Below are 16,137 nucleotides of genomic sequence, written 5' to 3' on the forward strand. Positions count from 1 at the left end.
GACCTGAATCCCGCGACGATACTTTCGGCCAAACCCAGCCGCGGGAGAAGCGGTCGATACCGGGTGTGGTCTTGCGAGACCTTCAAAAACAGGGATGTTTTTGCAGAGCCCCCAGGGATGGGTTTACGGCGTGTCTCGCAAAACCACACCCGGTAGCGACAGCGCCAATGAGTTCCCCGAGAAAATGGGGGAGAGGGCATTGTCCCTCGATGTCTTCCTCCTGCCGCCTTTCGCGACTAAAATTCCCGCCGCTCTAGTCACTTTCGTCTCACTGTTTTAATCAACTCGGGCTTTCCCCATGCGCGATCTGCAATCCTGGCTCACCCGCCTGGAACAACTGCACCCCACGGAAATTGAACTGGGCCTGGAGCGGGTATCTGCGGTCGCCCGTCGGCTCGATGCCGACACTCCCGCGCGGCGGGTTGTCACCGTAGCGGGTACCAACGGCAAGGGCAGTTGTGTGCGCACGATGGAGGCGTTGCTGTGCTCCTCAGGTCACACCGTTGGGGCTTACAGCTCGCCGCACCTGTTGCGCTTTAATGAGCGGATCCGGATTGATGGGGAAGAGGTCGGTGATGAAGACCTGATCACTGCCTTCGAGGCGGTGGAGCAGGCTCGGGGGGAGACCAGCCTGACCTACTTTGAGTTCACCACGCTGGCGGCCTTCTGGTTGTTCAAGCGCGCCGAGGTGGAGTTTGCGCTGCTGGAAGTGGGGCTCGGTGGGCGCCTGGATGCGGTCAATCTGGTGGATGCGGATATTGCCGTGATCACCAGTGTGGCCGTAGATCACGAGGCCTGGCTGGGCAATGACCGCGAAGTGATCGGGGCCGAGAAGGCGGGCATCCTGCGCCGCGGTAAAACTTTTGTGTGTGCCGATGCGCACCCGCCTGCTTCGGTGGTGGATGCGGCTCGTGAGCTGGGATGCGAGAGCTACTTTATCGGTCACCAGTTTGAGATCGGGGACCATCGGTTCCGCCTGCAGGGGGAGCCGGAGCTGACTATTGGTGTGCCGCAGGTTCAGCTGCCGCCGGCCAGCGTCGCCGCCGCATTGACCGCGCTGTCGCTCGCAGGTGCGCTCCCGGGGGCAGACGAAGTCTGCCGGGTACTGGAAACACTCCAGATGCCGGGACGCTGCCAGCGTCTGGACTGGTTGGGCAGGGAGCTGGTGCTGGATGTCGGTCACAACCCCGCGGCAGCCACCTATCTGGCGGAATGGTTGGCGCAGCGGCCGGTTTCCGGGTGCACGCTGGCATTGGTGGCGGTGATGGCGGATAAGGATGTGCCCGGCCTGGTGGCGCCCCTCAAACACGAGATTGATCACTGGTTCCCGGCGTTGTTGCCGGACAATCCGCGCGCGGCAGATGCCGCTCAGCTGTTGCGCGGTTTGTCGGAAGCGGGGGTGCCTGAAGCACAGGTGGACCGCCAGTGCATGCCCGTTGCGGAGCGGTTGCAGTCGCTGATTGAAGTGCTGCAGGCGGGAGACAGGTTGCTTGTATTCGGTTCTTTCTTTACCGTTGCGGAAGTCCTGCAGCTCACAAGAGAACAACACGATGGCCAGTCGTAACAGTGACTCCGCCAATCCTTCTTCCAAAACTACCCGGAATACCCAGTCGCGTCGTCTGAACGACGGGGTCAGGCAGCGTGTTGTCGGCGCGTTGGTATTGGTGGCACTGGCCGTAATCTTTCTGCCCTCATTGCTCGATCGCGAGGGCGCGCGCTACATCGATATTACCTCACAGATTCCAGAGCCCCCGGATATTCAGCCCATTGCCATCGCAGAGCCGGAGCCCGTGGTTGATGTGGCACCGGCTCCGCCAGTCAACGAGGTATTTCAGCCGGAATTCAAAGAGCAATTCGGCCCGGCACCGGACCCGGATGCGCCGCTGGCGGCAGCTGAATCCGATAACCTCGAGCCTGTGACTTCCGGGTCCGATAGCAAGCCCTCTGAAGCCACGACGCGGGTTCAAACAGAAACTGCCGAGGAACCCACTTCGTTACCGAAGCCGGACGCTCAGCAGAAGGCCAAGAAGGCCGAGGTCTCCACCGCAAAAGAAACCCGTCTGGACGCCGCGGGGCTTCCGGAGGGATGGGTGGTACAGGTGGCGGCTTATAGCAAGGAGGCCAGCGCAGACCGGATGCGGGACAAGCTGCTCGACGCCGGCTTCCGCGCCTATACCCGGGCGGTAGAGACGCCCAAAGGGCGCTTTGTGCGTGTCTTCGTGGGCCCAAAACTGGAGCGTGCAGATGCCGAGTCAGAAAAGCGTCGTCTGGATCAATTGCTCAAGACCGAAACGCTGGTGCTGCGCTACAAAGCTTGAGGGCTTAGCGGGTCGCCTCGATATCGCCTCTGAAAAACCTGCGCAGACCATACTATACAGGGGGCGGGAATGGGGTTCGGGGCCCTGTGTACCGGGGGATCCCGGGGCAGGAGTGCAAACTGTCTGGTCGCGAAAGGTTCAGCCTAATTCATATGGATTGAGTGAACGGCTTCACGCGCCCCGGTCGGTAAGTTAGAATGCGCGCTCTTCGCGGCGGCCGCTGCGTAGCAGGTAGGGTTGAATGAACTGGGCTGACTGGACCATTCTGGCAATCATCGCCATTTCCACGCTGATCGGCTTGGGCCGGGGATTTGTGCGCGAAGTGCTATCGCTCCTCACGTGGGTGGCGGCATTCGTGGTGGCGATGATGTTCCGCGACCAGCTGGCACCACTGCTTTCCAACCTTGTCGATACACCTTCTCTACAGGCCATCGCCGCCTTTGCCATTCTGTTCATTTTTACCCTGCTGGCAGGCGCCGGCCTGAATATGACACTGTCTGCGTTTGTGGAAGCCACCGGGCTTTCCGGCACGGATCGGGTATTGGGTATGGTGTTCGGATTGTTTCGCGGTTGCATCATCGTACTTGCGTTACTGATTTTTGCGCCGGCGCTGGCGCCGGTCAATGAGGATGGCTGGTGGCAGGAATCGTCGCTGATTCCGCATTTTCTCGGATTTGAGGATCGCGCACGCGAAGCGGCCGGTGCGATCAAGGAATTCTTCGCAGGAAAAATTGAATGATCCCTGGGTTGCAGGAGGCAGCGCTAGATCACCATGACCATCTCACAATGACTGGGGTTAACTGAAGTATGTGTGGCATCGTTGGAATCGTCGGTAAGAGTGACGTCAATCTACAGTTGTACGACGCGCTCACCCTGTTGCAGCACCGGGGCCAGGATGCCGCGGGCATCGTCACCTGTGATGGTGACCGCCTGAATCAGCAAAAGGCCAATGGCCTGGTGCGGGATGTGTTCCGCGCGCGGCACATGCAGCGCCTGACAGGTAATTTCGGTATCGGCCATGTGCGTTACCCCACCGCCGGTAGCTCCGGCCCCGCACTGGCGCAACCGTTTTACGTCAACTCCCCATATGGCATCGCCATGGCCCACAATGGCAACCTCACCAACGTGAGTGAGGTGAAGGAAGAAATCTTCCAGCAGGACCTGCGCCACATCAACACCGACTCCGATTCCGAAGTGTTGCTGAATGTGTTCGCCCACGAACTGCTGGAACAGCGCAAGCTACAGCCCAAAGCGGAAGATATCTTTACCGCAATGCGCGCGGTACATAAGCGCGTTCGCGGCGGCTACGCCTGTGTGGCATTGATTGTCGGCTACGGCGTCGTCGCCTTCCGCGATCCCAATGGCATTCGCCCGCTGGTCTACGGCAAGCGCGAAACCGACAAGGGCACCGAATACATGGTGGCCTCTGAATCCGTCGCGCTGGATGTGGGCGGCTACACCCTGGTACGCGATGTGGCGCCGGGTGAGTGCATTTACATCGAACTGGATGGCACCGTGCATTCGGAGCAGTGTGCGGAAAACCCGTCACTGAACCCGTGTATTTTCGAGCATGTGTACTTTGCCCGTCCGGACTCGATCATGGATGGTGTTTCCGTACACAAGGCGCGCCTGCGTCAGGGGGAGCACCTGGCAGAGAAGATTCTGCGCGAACGCCCGGATCACGATATCGACGTGGTCATCCCGATCCCGGATTCCTCCCGCTCCGCCGGCCAGATGGTGGCGCACCGTCTGGGTGTAAAATTCCGGGAAGGGATGGTGAAGAACCGCTACATCGGCCGTACCTTCATCATGCCAGGTCAGAAGCAGCGTAAAAAATCTGTGCGTCAGAAGTTGAATCCGATCGAGCTGGAGTTCCGCGGCAAGAATGTGTTGCTGGTGGATGATTCGATTGTGCGCGGTACTACGTGCAAGCAGATTATCCAGATGGCACGCGAGGCGGGTGCCAATAAGGTGTACTTCGCGTCTGCGGCGCCGGCGGTCAAGTACCCGAATGTGTACGGTATTGATATGCCTTCGGCCTCTGAGTTGGTTGCGCACGGTCGCACGACGGAAGAGGTCTGTGAGGAGATTGGTGCGGACTGGCTGATTTATCAGGAGCTGGAAGATCTGGTGGAGTCTTCTGCGGAAGGTAACAGTGAGATCAAAGAGTTCGATTGCGCGGTATTCAATGGCAAGTACATCACCGGCGATGTAACCGAGGAATACCTGGAAAGCCTGCACGCGGCGCGCAATGACAATGCGAAGTCCAGTAAGGGCAATGATAGTTCGTTGTAACTTCTCACTATCTAGACCAGTCTAAGTATCACTTCGGCCCACCAATCGGTGGGCCGAAGTGTTTTAGTCTAACGCTAAAGCACCGCTACCATCAGAACTACGAGGTTTTACCGGGCCCCGGGAACTCCGTAGTGTCCTGTAGTGGCGCCAGAGCATCGGGTATCCGTTTTCAAAACCGCTGTGTATACATCCCTGTACGCTGCGGCGGCGACGTCCCTGTCGCCGACGCTTTTGAAAACGGATCCCCGCTACTCTGGCTTCACGTCAGATTACTGCACTTCGTAGTGCTCTCTCGCCCGAGTCTCTTGTTTCTGCGTTTTTCTTTTTCTTGGGGTAAGATTACCGCTTCCAATCACACAGACCCGGGACGGTTAATCCATGTTTGAAGACGACGGCTACGCACTGGAAACGCTGGCGGTACGTGCAGGCCAGAGCCGGTCGGCGGAAGGCGAGCACTCCGAATCCATCTACGCCACCTCCAGTTACGTCTTTCCCTCCGCGGCAGAAGCCGCCGCGCGTTTCTCCGGGGAATCCCCCGGCAACGTCTACTCGCGCTACACCAATCCCACCGTGCGCATGTTCGAACAACGCATCGCCGCCATGGAAGGAGGGGAGGCCGCCGTCGCCACGTCCAGCGGTATGGCCGCCATTCTCAGCCTGTGCATGGCCACCCTGAAAAGCGGCGACAAAGTCATCTGCTCCCGCAGCGTCTTCGGCACCACCACCGCGCTGTTTACCCGCTACATGATCAAGTTCGGGGTAGAGGTCACCTTTGTCGATCTCACCGACTTCAATGGGTGGAAAGACGCCCTCGACGGCAAGACCAAGCTGCTGTTTATGGAAACCCCGTCCAATCCGCTGTGCGAAGTCGCCGACATCCGCGCCATGGCCGACCTCGCCCACAGCGCCGGTGCCCAGCTGGTAGTGGACAACTGCTTCTGTACCCCCGCACTACAGCGCCCGCTCGACCTCGGTGCCGATATCGTCGTGCACTCCGCCACCAAATTCCTCGACGGTCAGGGCCGCTGCGTGGGTGGTGTTGTGGTGGGCAAAAAGGAAGTCATGGACGAAATCGTCATCTTCCTGCGCACCTGCGGCCCCAGCATGAGCCCGTTCAACGCCTGGGTATTCCTCAAAGGCCTGGAAACCCTCAAGCTGCGCATGCAGGCACACTGCACCAGCGCACTGGATATTGCCTGGTGGTTGAGCGAACAGCCAGCGGTGGAAAAAGTGAACTTCGTCGGCCTCCCCAGCCACCCCGGCCACCAACTGGCCGCCGCCCAGCAATCCGGCTTCGGCGCCGTGTTCAGTTTTGCGGTCAAAGGCGGGCGTGAAGCCGCATGGAAAGTGATCGACGCCTGCAATATCTTCTCCGTCACCGCCAACCTCGGCGACGCCAAAAGCACCATCGTCCACCCGGCCACCACCACCCACGGGCGTTTGAGCGATGAAGACAAGGAGAGGGCGGGGATCAGCGAAAACCTGATCCGGATTTCTGTCGGGCTGGAAAATGTCGAAGATCTGAAGGCAGATCTGGCGCGAGGCTTGTCCACGCTCACATAAACCGGTCACAATGACGCAGAATGTGACATGATAAATAGCCCCGCTAACCGCGGAGCCTATGATTAATGGCTAGTGGTTCGGTCAATATTCGCCCTTTGATGCGAAGGGGCTGATAGGGATAGTCGCTCACAAGACCTTCTGTGAGAGGGACCTCGCAGAAGAGCCCCCATGGATGGGTTTACGGCGTGTCTTGTGAGCGACTATCGCTAGCAGCACCGCCCCTGAACCTAACTACTTGCGTACCACCGAGCTAGATGGAGGTCATCTCTGAAGGAGTACTTCTGAACAGCGACGGGGAAAGAAAAACCGAGCAGTAATGGATTTGCCGTGCAAAAAATTATTTCCGCCATTGTCGCCGATATCGGCAAAGTACTTCTGGGTAAAGACCACCAGGTAAAGCTCGCACTGGCCTGTCTGCTGGCTCGTGGTCACCTGCTGATCGAAGACCTGCCCGGCATGGGCAAAACCACCCTGGCCCACGCCCTCGCACAAGTCCTCGGGCTATCCTACAACCGCGTCCAATTTACCAGCGACATGCTCCCCGCCGACATCCTCGGCGTCAGCATCTTCGAGCGCGACAGCGGCCAATTCCGCTTTCATCAAGGCCCCGTCTTCAGCCAGCTACTGCTCGCCGACGAAATCAACCGCGCCTCCCCAAAAACCCAGAGCGCACTGCTCGAAGCCATGGAAGAGCGCCAGGTCAGCATCGACGGCGAAACCCGCCCACTGCCCAGCCCCTTCTTCGTCATCGCCACCCAGAACCCCCTGCAGCAATCCGGCACCTTCAGCCTGCCGGAATCCCAGCTCGACCGCTTTCTCATGCGTATCAGCCTCGGCTATCCCACCCGCGAAGCCGAGCGCGCCCTGTTCCAGGGCGTCGACCCCCGCGCACAGCTCGCCGCCCTCAAACCGCGCATCAATCGGGATGGCCTGAAAAAGCTGCAGGCCCTGGTCAGCCAGGTCAAAGCGTCCGACTCCCTGCTCGACTACCTCGAGCGCCTGGTGCAACACAGTCGCCAGAGTCCGGAATGCGCCGTGGGATTGTCACCGCGGGGCGCCCTGGCACTACTGCACGCCGCCCGCGCCTGGGCACTGATCCACAATCGCGGCCACCTGCTGCCGGAAGACCTGCAGGCAGTACTGCCTGCCGTCGCCGGTCACCGCCTGCAGAGTGACGGCAGCGACGGCGCGCAACTGGTGGAGCGCATGATGCACCAGGTCGATATCATCGCCGCCTGACAATGCGCACAGGATCTGCATCCACCTTTTCCGACGTATCCACCGGTATCGCGCAACGCTGGCGCCGCCGCTGGATGCGCTGGCTCGATCGCCGTTCCCCGGCCGCGACCTCAGTTACCCTCAATCACCGCACCCTGTTCGTACTGCCCACCCGCAGCGGGCTCGCGTTTATGCTGGTGATTTTTTTACTGTGGCTTCTCGGCACCAATTACGAGAACAACCTCGTTTTCGCCCTTGCGTTTCTGATGGTCGGGCTCATGGTGGTGCTGCCGGTACATACCTTTGCCAACCTCTCCGGACTGAAACTGCGCTTGGTCGAGGCTCCAGTAGCATTTGCCGGCGATTTTGCCCGCGCGCGTATTGTGCTCGAACGCAGGGGGCGGCGTGGACACGAGCGTGTGCGCATTTTCTGGCCGCCGGAAGAAGGCATCGAGACCGATCTGGTGACAGGGCGCGAAAACGAGGTGGAAATCGCACTGCCCGTGGTGCAGCGCGGTCATGTGCGCGCGCCGCGAATCCGGGTAGAAAGTACTTTCCCGTTAGGGCTGTACCGCTGCTGGAGCTGGGTGGATCTCGACTGCGAGTGGCTGGTGTACCCGCAACCGAGATCGGTTGGCCCGCTGCCGGTAGGCGCCAGCGTTGGGGAGGGTGACGCACCGCAGCCGCATATACGTGGCGGTGAAGATTTTGCCGGACTCAAACCCTATCAACCGGGAGATTCCCTGCGCCATGTAGCGTGGAAGCAGTATGCCGGAGGGCGCGACCTCTACAGCCGGGAATATGCCAGCGGCTCCGATGAGAGACTGTGGCTGGACTGGGACCTGTTGGCCGGTCGGGATGTGGAGATCCGTCTCAGCAACCTTTGCGCCTGGGTGCTGGAAGCCGAGCGGGCGGGTATTGCCTACGGACTCAAAATGCCGGGTTGTACGATCAAGCCCGGGCTTGGAAGCACTCACCAGCAGCAGGTATTGAAGGCACTGGCATTGTTTCCGGTGCAGAGTGTCCGCGGCGGAGGAGAAAGCTAGTGGCCACCAGTCAGATACATTCTCTGTTGCCGCGGGAGAGCCTGTTGTGGATTTTTGCCGCGCAACTGGCGGTGTTGCTGCCGCAGTTCTCCCACTTGCCGCTTTGGCTGGTGGGGGCCTGGTGTGGAGCGGTCTATTGGCGCCTCGAAGTGTATCGCGGTCGCTGGGAAATGCCGGGGCGGCTGGTGAAGCTGGCGGTGGTAACGCTGGCGGTGGCCGGGTTATCGCTCACTTACCGGCGCTGGTTCGCGCTGGAGCCCATGGTGGCATTGCTGGCGGTGTCGTTCACCCTGAAAAATATCGAGCTGGTGAGCCGGCGGGATGCGCTGTTGAGCCTGATGCTTGCGTATTTCCTCGCTGCCACTCTGTTTGTCTTCGAGCAGACCATCCCCTATGCCGTTTACGGTATTTTCTGTGTGGTGATTGTTACCGCGGCGTTGGCGGCGCAACAGGGGAGGGGCAGCGCGCGACCCGGGCGCGCACTGGGGCTTTCGGCGCGCCTGCTGGCGCAGTCGATGCCGGTCATGTTGCTGCTGTTTATCGCCGTGCCTCGTTTAGGGCCGCTGTGGGCAGTGCCGCAGAACAGTGCTGGTGCTTCTACCGGTATCAGTGATTCCATGACGCCGGGGGATTTCAGCCGCCTGTCGAAATCCGATAAGCCCGCGCTGCGGATCGCCTTCGATGGCTCGGTACCCCCGCCGGAGCAGCGTTACTGGCGCGGCCTGGTATACAGCCATTTCGATGGGCGCCGCTGGAGTGAGGGAGAGCCTGCAGACGCTTTTGGCCGCGGGCGCGCTGCGATCACTGGAAGTAAAACTGTTCGCCCGCTACCGGAAGTAGGCCCGCGTTATCGCTATCAGGTGATTCAGGAGCCCAGCTACAATCCGTGGCTGTTTGCCCTCGCGCGGCCGGATTCTGAAACCCGCGGCGTGATGGCGACCGCAGAGGATACGCTGGTTTATCGCGCGCCGGTGGCCAGCCGACTGGCCTACCAGGTTCAGACCTGGCCGCGGGAAAGTACGCCTCAGGTTACCCCATTGAGCGCCGAAGTGCGGCGTCGAAACCTGCAATTGCCGGATGACGGCAACCCGCGTGCCCGTCAATGGGCATCAGAGTTACAGCGCCGGGGGCTCAGTGGTGAGCAGATATCGGAGGAAGTTCTTGCCGAATACCATGGTCAATTTACTTATACCCTGAAGCCGCCAGCATTGGGCCGGGATTCCGTCGATGAATTCCTGTTTTCTACTCGTCAGGGATTCTGTGAACACTTTGCCAGCAGTTATGTGTTTACCATGCGCGCGGCGGGTATTCCGGCGCGCGTGGTAGCCGGCTATCAGGGCGGAGAGTGGGTTGAGCAGGAGGAATACCTGCTAGTGCGCCAGTACGACGCCCATGCGTGGGCGGAAATCTGGTTACCTGCACGAGGCTGGGTGCGGGTGGATCCCACTGCTGCGGTATCTCCGGAGCGCATTCGCGATGGATTGCAGTCTGCCGCGGCCGATCAATTTATGCAGGATTCCCTGGTGCCGCTGCACAAGCTGGCGTTCCTCAACCGGATACGCCTGCAGTGGGACATGATCAACTATCGCTGGTATCAGACAGTTGTCAGCTTTGACAGTGAGCGTCAGCAGGGGCTGCTGCGCCGGCTGTTGGGAGAGGTGTCTGTTTCCCGATTGTTGCTGTTTTTTGGTGTCCCCGCAGGGGTGGCGTTGCTCGGGTTGCTGATCTGGTTAAAGGTGTCCGCTCGGGGGCCTCGGTTGTCGCCCGCCAACCGCTTGTATCTGCGCTTCTGCCGACGGATGGCGAGAGTGGGGCTGGCGCGTCACTCCGGGGAAGCGCCGGCGGATTACGCCCGTCGTATCCAGGCCGAGAATCCCCGCCTTGGCGGTGCTGCTGTCAGAATCACTGCGGCGTACCAGAAAGCGGCCTTTGCCGAGGATCCGGCGGCGGAGAAACAGTTGCGTCGTTTACTGCGCGGATTCTGGCCCATGCGGCTAACTCATTAAGCGGTTGGCCCGTTGAACCGCTGATTCCACAAACCGAAAGTTATCCGTTTGCTATGGATGCCCCCAAGCGGTGCAATGTGTGGGAAAATAGCGCCGTGCCGGAACCGTGGTGGTGTTCCGTGCCCAGTTCAGTGTAAGAGTTACCGGATTCTGTCATGGCATTTCCCGCGTTCGCGGCACGATTGCAAACCTTCCTGCTCGGCTACAGCGGCACTTCTCTGGCTACTGGTCTGCAGGTCGTACTGCTGCCGTGGCTGGCGGTATCGGTGGTGGAACTGCCGGCTCTGCAGCTGGGGTGGGTGCAGGCTTCGGTGCTATTGCCAAATCTTTTATTCCTTCTTTTCGGCGGCGCGCTGGCGGACCGGTTCGATTCTGCCCGTGTGGCAATGTTGTCTTGTATCGGTCTCTCCCTCTGCCACGCCACTCTGGCTTACACCCTCTGGTTCCAGGTGCCGGATCTGGCGTTGCTGCTCGCCTACGGGGTCAGTCTCGGGGTCTGTACGGCTTTTCTGCAACCGGCGCGGGACAACCTGGTACAGCGCTCTGCGCACAAGCCGGAAGAGGGCAGTGGCAAACTCAGTGAAAGCCGGGTGCAACATATGGTGACCTGGATGATGCTGGCCCAGTATGGTGGTCAGGCCGTGGGGATGTTACTTGCGAGTCGCTTTGATCACTGGGGGGCTCAGCCTCTGCTGCTGATTCAATTGTCGGTGCTGTTGATCGCGTCGATGTGTTTCTTCTCCATGCGCCACCTCGGGCCTGCACCGCAAACCCGGGGCTCCAGAAATCTGCCCTCGGCGCTGCTGGAAGGGTTTTCTGAAGTAAAAAAAAGTCGCGCTATCAGCGAGCTGGTGGCGCTGGTGGCGTTCAATGGCTTGGTCCACATCGGTGTTTTTCTGGTGGTTTTACCTCTGTTGGCGGAAGAGTATGGGCGCGGTGCCAGCTACTACGCGACCTTGCAGGTTGCCTTCGTGGCGGGAACTGTGGTCGCCACAGTAATGATGCTGCGGCGCGGGCAGGGCGATCAGCCCGGGCGCGGTGTGCTCATGTGCCTGCTCTACAGTGCCGGCCTGTTGGTAGCCATCAGTTTCGGGCCGACACCCTACGGACTGATGTTGTTATGTGCCTGCTGGGGGGCGGTATCCGCTGCCTCGGCTGCGCTGGGCAAGGCGATCGTACAGGTGCTGGCGCCAGCGGCGGTGCGCAGCCGTATTATTTCCATTTACCAGTTGTCACTTTTCGGTTCAGCGGCGATCGGTGCGCTGGCGGCGGGGGCCGTGAGTCAGTACTCCGCACCGCTTACCACACTATTGTGGGCGGGAATCCTCAGTGTACTGGCTTTCATGGTGGTGTGGTTCAGCGGTGCATTGCGACAGTTGCGTCTAGAACACGGGGAAATTCCCGAGCGCTGAAGCGATCAGCGCACGCGGTTCTGAGTCGCCGTCTTTCGACGTCAACAAGAATTCAATTAATAAATCGGCCCGGTATCAAGGGGAGGGGAACAGTGCGGTTTCAGGTGTGGGCAGCGGCGAGGATGGCGACGTTGATTGGAGAATCGCGTGCGTATCTGGGGATTGAGCGCAATACCACCAGCCACCGGGAAAAACTGTTGTCTGCACTGGGGGCGGCCCTCGCCATTGTGGTGGTCAACTGGGCAACACAGCTTTCCGTGCAGGCCGGGTTTATCAATGTGGGCACCAGTTTTTTCATTATTGCCTCCATGGGTGCCAGCGCTGTTTTGCTGTTTGCGGTGCCGCACGGGGCGCTTTCGCAACCCTGGCAATTGGTGGGCGGCCACCTGCTATCCGCGCTGATTGGTGTGTTGTGTCATCGCTGGATCGGCATTGAGCTCATCGCCGCCGGCGCTGCGGTCGGCCTGGCTGTGGCGGGTATGTACTATCTCCGTTGTATTCACCCTCCCGGAGGCGCGACCGCACTGACCGCGGTTACCGGTGGCGATGCAGTGTATCAACTGGGTTTTGAATTTTTGCTGGTGCCGATCCTGACCAATGTCCTGTTGATACTGATGGTGGCGCTGGCATTCAATGGCCTTTTTCACTGGCGCCGCTACCCGGTGCACCTGGGGCGCCGCGCCAAGCTTTCCGTAAGCCCGGAACCGGTTACGCGGGAGCACGAAATCACCCAGGAAGACTTCGCTGCCGCGATCCAGGAGCAGGACTCCTTCGTGGATATCACCGCAGAAGGGCTGACGGAACTACTGGAACTGGCCAAGCGGCACGCCGAGCGCAACATTACCCACCCCAGATCGATCGTGGCCGGCCGCTGCTACAGCAATGGCAAACTGGGCAAGCTCTGGAGTGTGCGCCAGGTGGTCGACGAATCCCGCGAACCACCACCGGTCAGGGACCGTATTATCTACAAAGTACTGGCTGGGGACGGCGGATACGAAACCGGAATCTGCCTGCGAGAAGAGTTTCGACACTGGGCCCGTTTTGAGGTGGAATTCAGAAACGGACACTGGATCAAGGCCGGTGAGAGTATTGATGACGTGGACGAGCCGGTGGAATCCCGCACCACCAACGCATCCTGATCTGCTTTATTGAAGTGTGCCCGGTCAAGTACGGTTGGTAATCCACAGAGTTTGGTAGGGGGCCAGCGTCACCGTGGCGAGCATGTCGTTGAAGGTGGTGTCGCTGACCAGGTCTTTCCACTCATCGGTACCGATCAGGTTGATGGCGTTGAGTGAAATTTCCTGGGGCACATCCGAAATATTGTTGATACAGAAAATACTCTGACGGCGATCCAGGCTCTGGCGCCAGAAGGCGAAAATCTGCTGTCCCAGATGCAGGGTAAATTGCGTGGCATTGGGGTGGAATGCGGGTTGCTCCCGGCGCAATTGAATCAGCTGCCGCAAACGATGGAAAACCTTGTGGTGGTGGCTTTCCCTGTCTGCCAGTCTTTCATTCAGCTCCTGCTCTTGCCACTGGCGACGATTGATGGCGCGATTGTGGCCATGTTCTTTCATCCGCGCATAGTCATTGGTCGTGCCTACCAGGCTGTGCAGGTAAAACGCGGGGATGCCTTCCAGTGCCAGCATGATTGCGTGGGCGCAGATAAACCGCTCCAGTTGCCACTGATCCTCACCGGACACCGTCCCTTTGAGCGCATCGAACAAAGAAATATTGATTTCGTAAGGTTTGTTGCTACCGTCATCCAGGGCGCGCCAGGAAATCTGACCACCAAAGTTTTCCATGGTCTGCACCAGCGCTTCCTGCTCGCTGTCATCCAGCAAGCCTTCTACCGGCCGCAGACCAATGCCGTCATGGGAGGCAATGAAGTTGAAATAGGTGGTGCCGTTCTGGGCAGGCGGCATCGCCATCAGCCAGTTCTTCAGGTGCTGACAGTTACCGGAAATCAACGTATTGACCAACAGCGGTGGCAACGAGAAATTATAAATGCAGTGGGCCTCGTTGGCGTTGCCGAAGTAGGACAGATTTTCCCGGTTGGGAATATTGGTTTCGGTAATGATGACGGCATTGGGGTTGGCATGCTCGATCAGCGTGCGCAAGAGGCGAACGATCTCATGGGTTTCTTTCAGGTTCAGGCAGATGCTGCCGGCCCGTTTCCAGATAAAGGCGACTGCATCCAGGCGGAATATCCGTATACCCATATCCAGATACAGGCGGATGATGTCGACAATCTTGGCTAGTACTTTCGGGTTGCGGAAGTTCAGGTCGACCTGATCGTGCCCGAAAGTACACCACACATAGCGGGTTCCGTCCGGGGTTTCGGTGGGGCGTAAGAGCGGTGTAACCCGCGGGCGAACCACCATACTGAGGTCATCTCTGGGATCTGCTTCGACGAAAAAGCCATTGCCGGGATCTTTGCCCTGCTGATAATTCCGGAACCACTCGTGCTGTGCCGAGCAGTGGTTGATCACCAGATCCGCCATCAGGTGGAAATCGGTACTGATACGCAGTATATCGTTCCAGTCTCCCAGTGGAGGATCCACCTGTTTGTAGGCGGAGACCGCAAAGCCGTCATCACTGGAATAGGGAAAAAACGGCAGGATATGCACGCTGTTGATCAGCATGGTGAAGTGTGTTTTCAGGAAGTGATGCAGGGTATGTAGCGGCTTCTGATTGTTATCGTCACTAAGAATACTGTTGCCGTAAGTAATGACGGTGATATCAGTCTGGTCCCACAGATTTTTATGGGCGAGCGGCTTCTGGCAGTCCTCGTCCAGTCGCATGGTGTGTATCAGGTCCCGGGCGATGGCCCTGATATCCAGTTCCGGGTAGATCACCCGCAGGTGATCGATCACTTTCTGAAACAGTATTTCTTCGATAGGTAAGTCTGCAGTCTCTGTCACGGAACCCCCCGCGGTCTGTTTGAATACTGGCAGCTCGAAGGGCACTCTGGTGCGCAGCGCCCACGGAGAAAATCTCGAGCTTTAAGTTTTGGCTATAACCGGTTTCTGATTGAGAGCGCTTATTTATACGTTGTATTGCTCATAGTCCGCTTCCACTGCATTTTTCAGTTCACACAGAAACTTTGGCTCTGCACTGGTTACCCGGTTCCAGCTGGGAATGAACGGCGTCTCCATCGGGTTGTCGAGAAATGCCTGGCCGGCTTTTACCAGGTTGCTGGCGAACAGCTCCACTGTCTGCTCTTCCCGGTGGATATCAAAGTCCAGCCCGTTGATGATGGCATCGTTGCGATAGGTTTCCACAAAATCCAGTGCTACGCGAAAGTAGGTTGCCTTGATGCTGCGGAAAGTTTCGGAAGAGAAAACGGTGCCCTGGGTGGCGAGTTTGCGAAACAGAGACTTGGCAATATCTATGGACATCTTTGACAGCCCGCCCTCGTCATTGCCAAATGAAACATCCTGGTGTTTGTGGTCGTAGGCGTGGGCAATATCTACCTGGCACAGGCGGTTGGTGGAGTAGTTACGGTGCATTTCGGAGAGAACACCGATCTCCAGCCCCCAGTCGCTGGGGATGCGCAGATCGTTGATCACGTCGCGGCGGAAGGAGAATTCACCGGCGAGGGAGTAGCGGAAGCTGTCCATGTATTCGAGGTAATCGGTATGTCCATAGATTTTTTTCAGCGTACGCACCAGCGGTGTTACCAGTAGCCGGCAGACGCGCCCGTTGATTTTTCCGTTGGCAACACGGGAGTAGTAGCCTTTGCAAAACTCGTAGTTGAAGTTGGGATTGGCTACCGGGTAGAACAGTCGCGCCAGCATCAGGCGATCGTAGGTAACGATATCGCAGTCGTGCAGGGCAATGGCCTCACCGCGGCGGGAGGCAAGGATATAGCCGAGGCAATACCAAACATTGCGCCCCTTGCCCGCGTCTTTTGGTGAGAGACCGTCGCGCTTCAACTGTGCATCCAGCTCGCGCAGGCGCGGGCCATCGTTCCAGAGCACCCGTACATGTTGCGGCAACTGGCTGAATTGTTTTAGTGCATCGCGATACTGGGATTCATCCGCGCGATCCAGGCCGATGACGATCTCCGACAGGTACGGTACCTCCGCGAGGATTTTCAGAATACGGGGAAGTGCGGCGCCTTCCAGTTCTGAATAGAGTGATGGCAGCAGCAGGGTCATCGGCCGATGCTTGGAAAATTTCAGCAGCTCCGCTTCCATATCCTCTAGGCTGCGATTGGAAAGGTTGTGCAGGGTCGTGAGGGCGCCATTTTGAAAAAAATCGGTCACGGTAAACTCCC

At 58.9% G+C, this 16,137-nt stretch carries 12 protein-coding genes; 10 read left to right on the forward strand and 2 right to left on the reverse strand.

Features of this window, described 5'->3' with window-relative positions:
- The first annotated feature begins 298 nt into the window (after window positions 1-298).
- The 10 genes from folC (at window position 299) to LPW13_RS04460 (ending at window position 12,997) form a co-directional block, all read left to right on the forward strand.
- The gene (folC, locus tag LPW13_RS04415; RefSeq protein WP_230438224.1) at window positions 299-1,564 is read left to right on the forward strand and encodes a bifunctional tetrahydrofolate synthase/dihydrofolate synthase; all 1,266 of its coding nucleotides are present in this window, start codon (window positions 299-301) and stop codon (window positions 1,562-1,564) included.
- Entirely contained in the window at window positions 1,551-2,318 is a 768-nt protein-coding gene (locus tag LPW13_RS04420; RefSeq protein WP_230438225.1) for an SPOR domain-containing protein, read from the forward strand. Before folC ends, LPW13_RS04420 begins: the two co-directional genes overlap by 14 nt.
- A 241-nt stretch (window positions 2,319-2,559) precedes the next feature.
- Window positions 2,560-3,057 carry a CvpA family protein gene (locus tag LPW13_RS04425; RefSeq protein ID WP_230438226.1) on the forward strand — a complete coding sequence of 166 codons (498 nt, stop codon included), beginning with the start codon at window positions 2,560-2,562 and terminating at the stop codon, window positions 3,055-3,057.
- Between the two features lie 68 nt (window positions 3,058-3,125).
- Entirely contained in the window at window positions 3,126-4,613 is a 1,488-nt protein-coding gene (gene purF / locus LPW13_RS04430) for an amidophosphoribosyltransferase (protein ID WP_230438227.1), read from the forward strand.
- Between the two features lie 378 nt (window positions 4,614-4,991).
- Window positions 4,992-6,176 carry an O-succinylhomoserine sulfhydrylase gene (locus LPW13_RS04435; RefSeq protein WP_230438228.1) on the forward strand — a complete coding sequence of 395 codons (1,185 nt, stop codon included), beginning with the start codon at window positions 4,992-4,994 and terminating at the stop codon, window positions 6,174-6,176.
- Window positions 6,177-6,503: 327 nt separating this feature from the next.
- Window positions 6,504-7,415: an AAA family ATPase gene (locus LPW13_RS04440; protein WP_230438229.1), complete on the forward strand. Its 912-nt coding sequence runs from the start codon at window positions 6,504-6,506 to the stop codon at window positions 7,413-7,415.
- 2 nt (window positions 7,416-7,417) lie between these two features.
- The gene (locus tag LPW13_RS04445; RefSeq protein WP_230438230.1) at window positions 7,418-8,440 is read left to right on the forward strand and encodes a DUF58 domain-containing protein; all 1,023 of its coding nucleotides are present in this window, start codon (window positions 7,418-7,420) and stop codon (window positions 8,438-8,440) included.
- A complete protein-coding gene (locus LPW13_RS04450; RefSeq protein ID WP_230438231.1) occupies window positions 8,440-10,446 on the forward strand; it encodes a transglutaminase TgpA family protein in 2,007 nt (668 codons plus the stop codon). Before LPW13_RS04445 ends, LPW13_RS04450 begins: the two co-directional genes overlap by 1 nt.
- Window positions 10,447-10,601: 155 nt before the next feature.
- Entirely contained in the window at window positions 10,602-11,858 is a 1,257-nt protein-coding gene (locus LPW13_RS04455) for an MFS transporter (protein WP_230438232.1), read from the forward strand.
- Window positions 11,859-11,980: 122 nt separating this feature from the next.
- Complete coding sequence (locus LPW13_RS04460) at window positions 11,981-12,997, forward strand: HPP family protein (RefSeq protein WP_230438233.1); 1,017 nt, start codon at window positions 11,981-11,983, stop codon at window positions 12,995-12,997.
- A gap of 24 nt (window positions 12,998-13,021) precedes the next feature.
- Here the strand turns inward: LPW13_RS04460 and LPW13_RS04465 are convergent, their stop codons facing one another.
- Both LPW13_RS04465 and LPW13_RS04470 read right to left on the reverse strand, forming a co-directional pair.
- Window positions 13,022-14,779 carry a sugar phosphorylase gene (locus LPW13_RS04465; protein WP_230438234.1) on the reverse strand — a complete coding sequence of 586 codons (1,758 nt, stop codon included), beginning with the start codon at window positions 14,777-14,779 and terminating at the stop codon, window positions 13,022-13,024.
- A gap of 123 nt (window positions 14,780-14,902) precedes the next feature.
- Window positions 14,903-16,126, reverse strand: coding sequence for a glycosyltransferase family protein (locus LPW13_RS04470; protein ID WP_230438235.1), 1,224 nt, complete (start codon window positions 16,124-16,126; stop codon window positions 14,903-14,905).
- Between the last annotated feature and the right edge of the window lie 11 nt (window positions 16,127-16,137).

Origin of the sequence: Microbulbifer celer, assembly GCF_020991125.1 — a bacterium.
Taxonomy (GTDB): domain Bacteria; phylum Pseudomonadota; class Gammaproteobacteria; order Pseudomonadales; family Cellvibrionaceae; genus Microbulbifer; species Microbulbifer celer.

Coding starts and splice junctions, on each gene's coding strand:
- folC (WP_230438224.1), top strand. CDS start 299: ATGCGCGATCTGCAATCCTGGCTCACCCGCCTGGAACAACTGCACCCC.
- LPW13_RS04420 (WP_230438225.1), top strand. CDS start 1,551: ATGGCCAGTCGTAACAGTGACTCCGCCAATCCTTCTTCCAAAACTACC.
- LPW13_RS04425 (WP_230438226.1), top strand. CDS start 2,560: ATGAACTGGGCTGACTGGACCATTCTGGCAATCATCGCCATTTCCACG.
- purF (WP_230438227.1), top strand. CDS start 3,126: ATGTGTGGCATCGTTGGAATCGTCGGTAAGAGTGACGTCAATCTACAG.
- LPW13_RS04435 (WP_230438228.1), top strand. CDS start 4,992: ATGTTTGAAGACGACGGCTACGCACTGGAAACGCTGGCGGTACGTGCA.
- LPW13_RS04445 (WP_230438230.1), top strand. CDS start 7,418: ATGCGCACAGGATCTGCATCCACCTTTTCCGACGTATCCACCGGTATC.
- LPW13_RS04455 (WP_230438232.1), top strand. CDS start 10,602: ATGGCATTTCCCGCGTTCGCGGCACGATTGCAAACCTTCCTGCTCGGC.
- LPW13_RS04460 (WP_230438233.1), top strand. CDS start 11,981: ATGGCGACGTTGATTGGAGAATCGCGTGCGTATCTGGGGATTGAGCGC.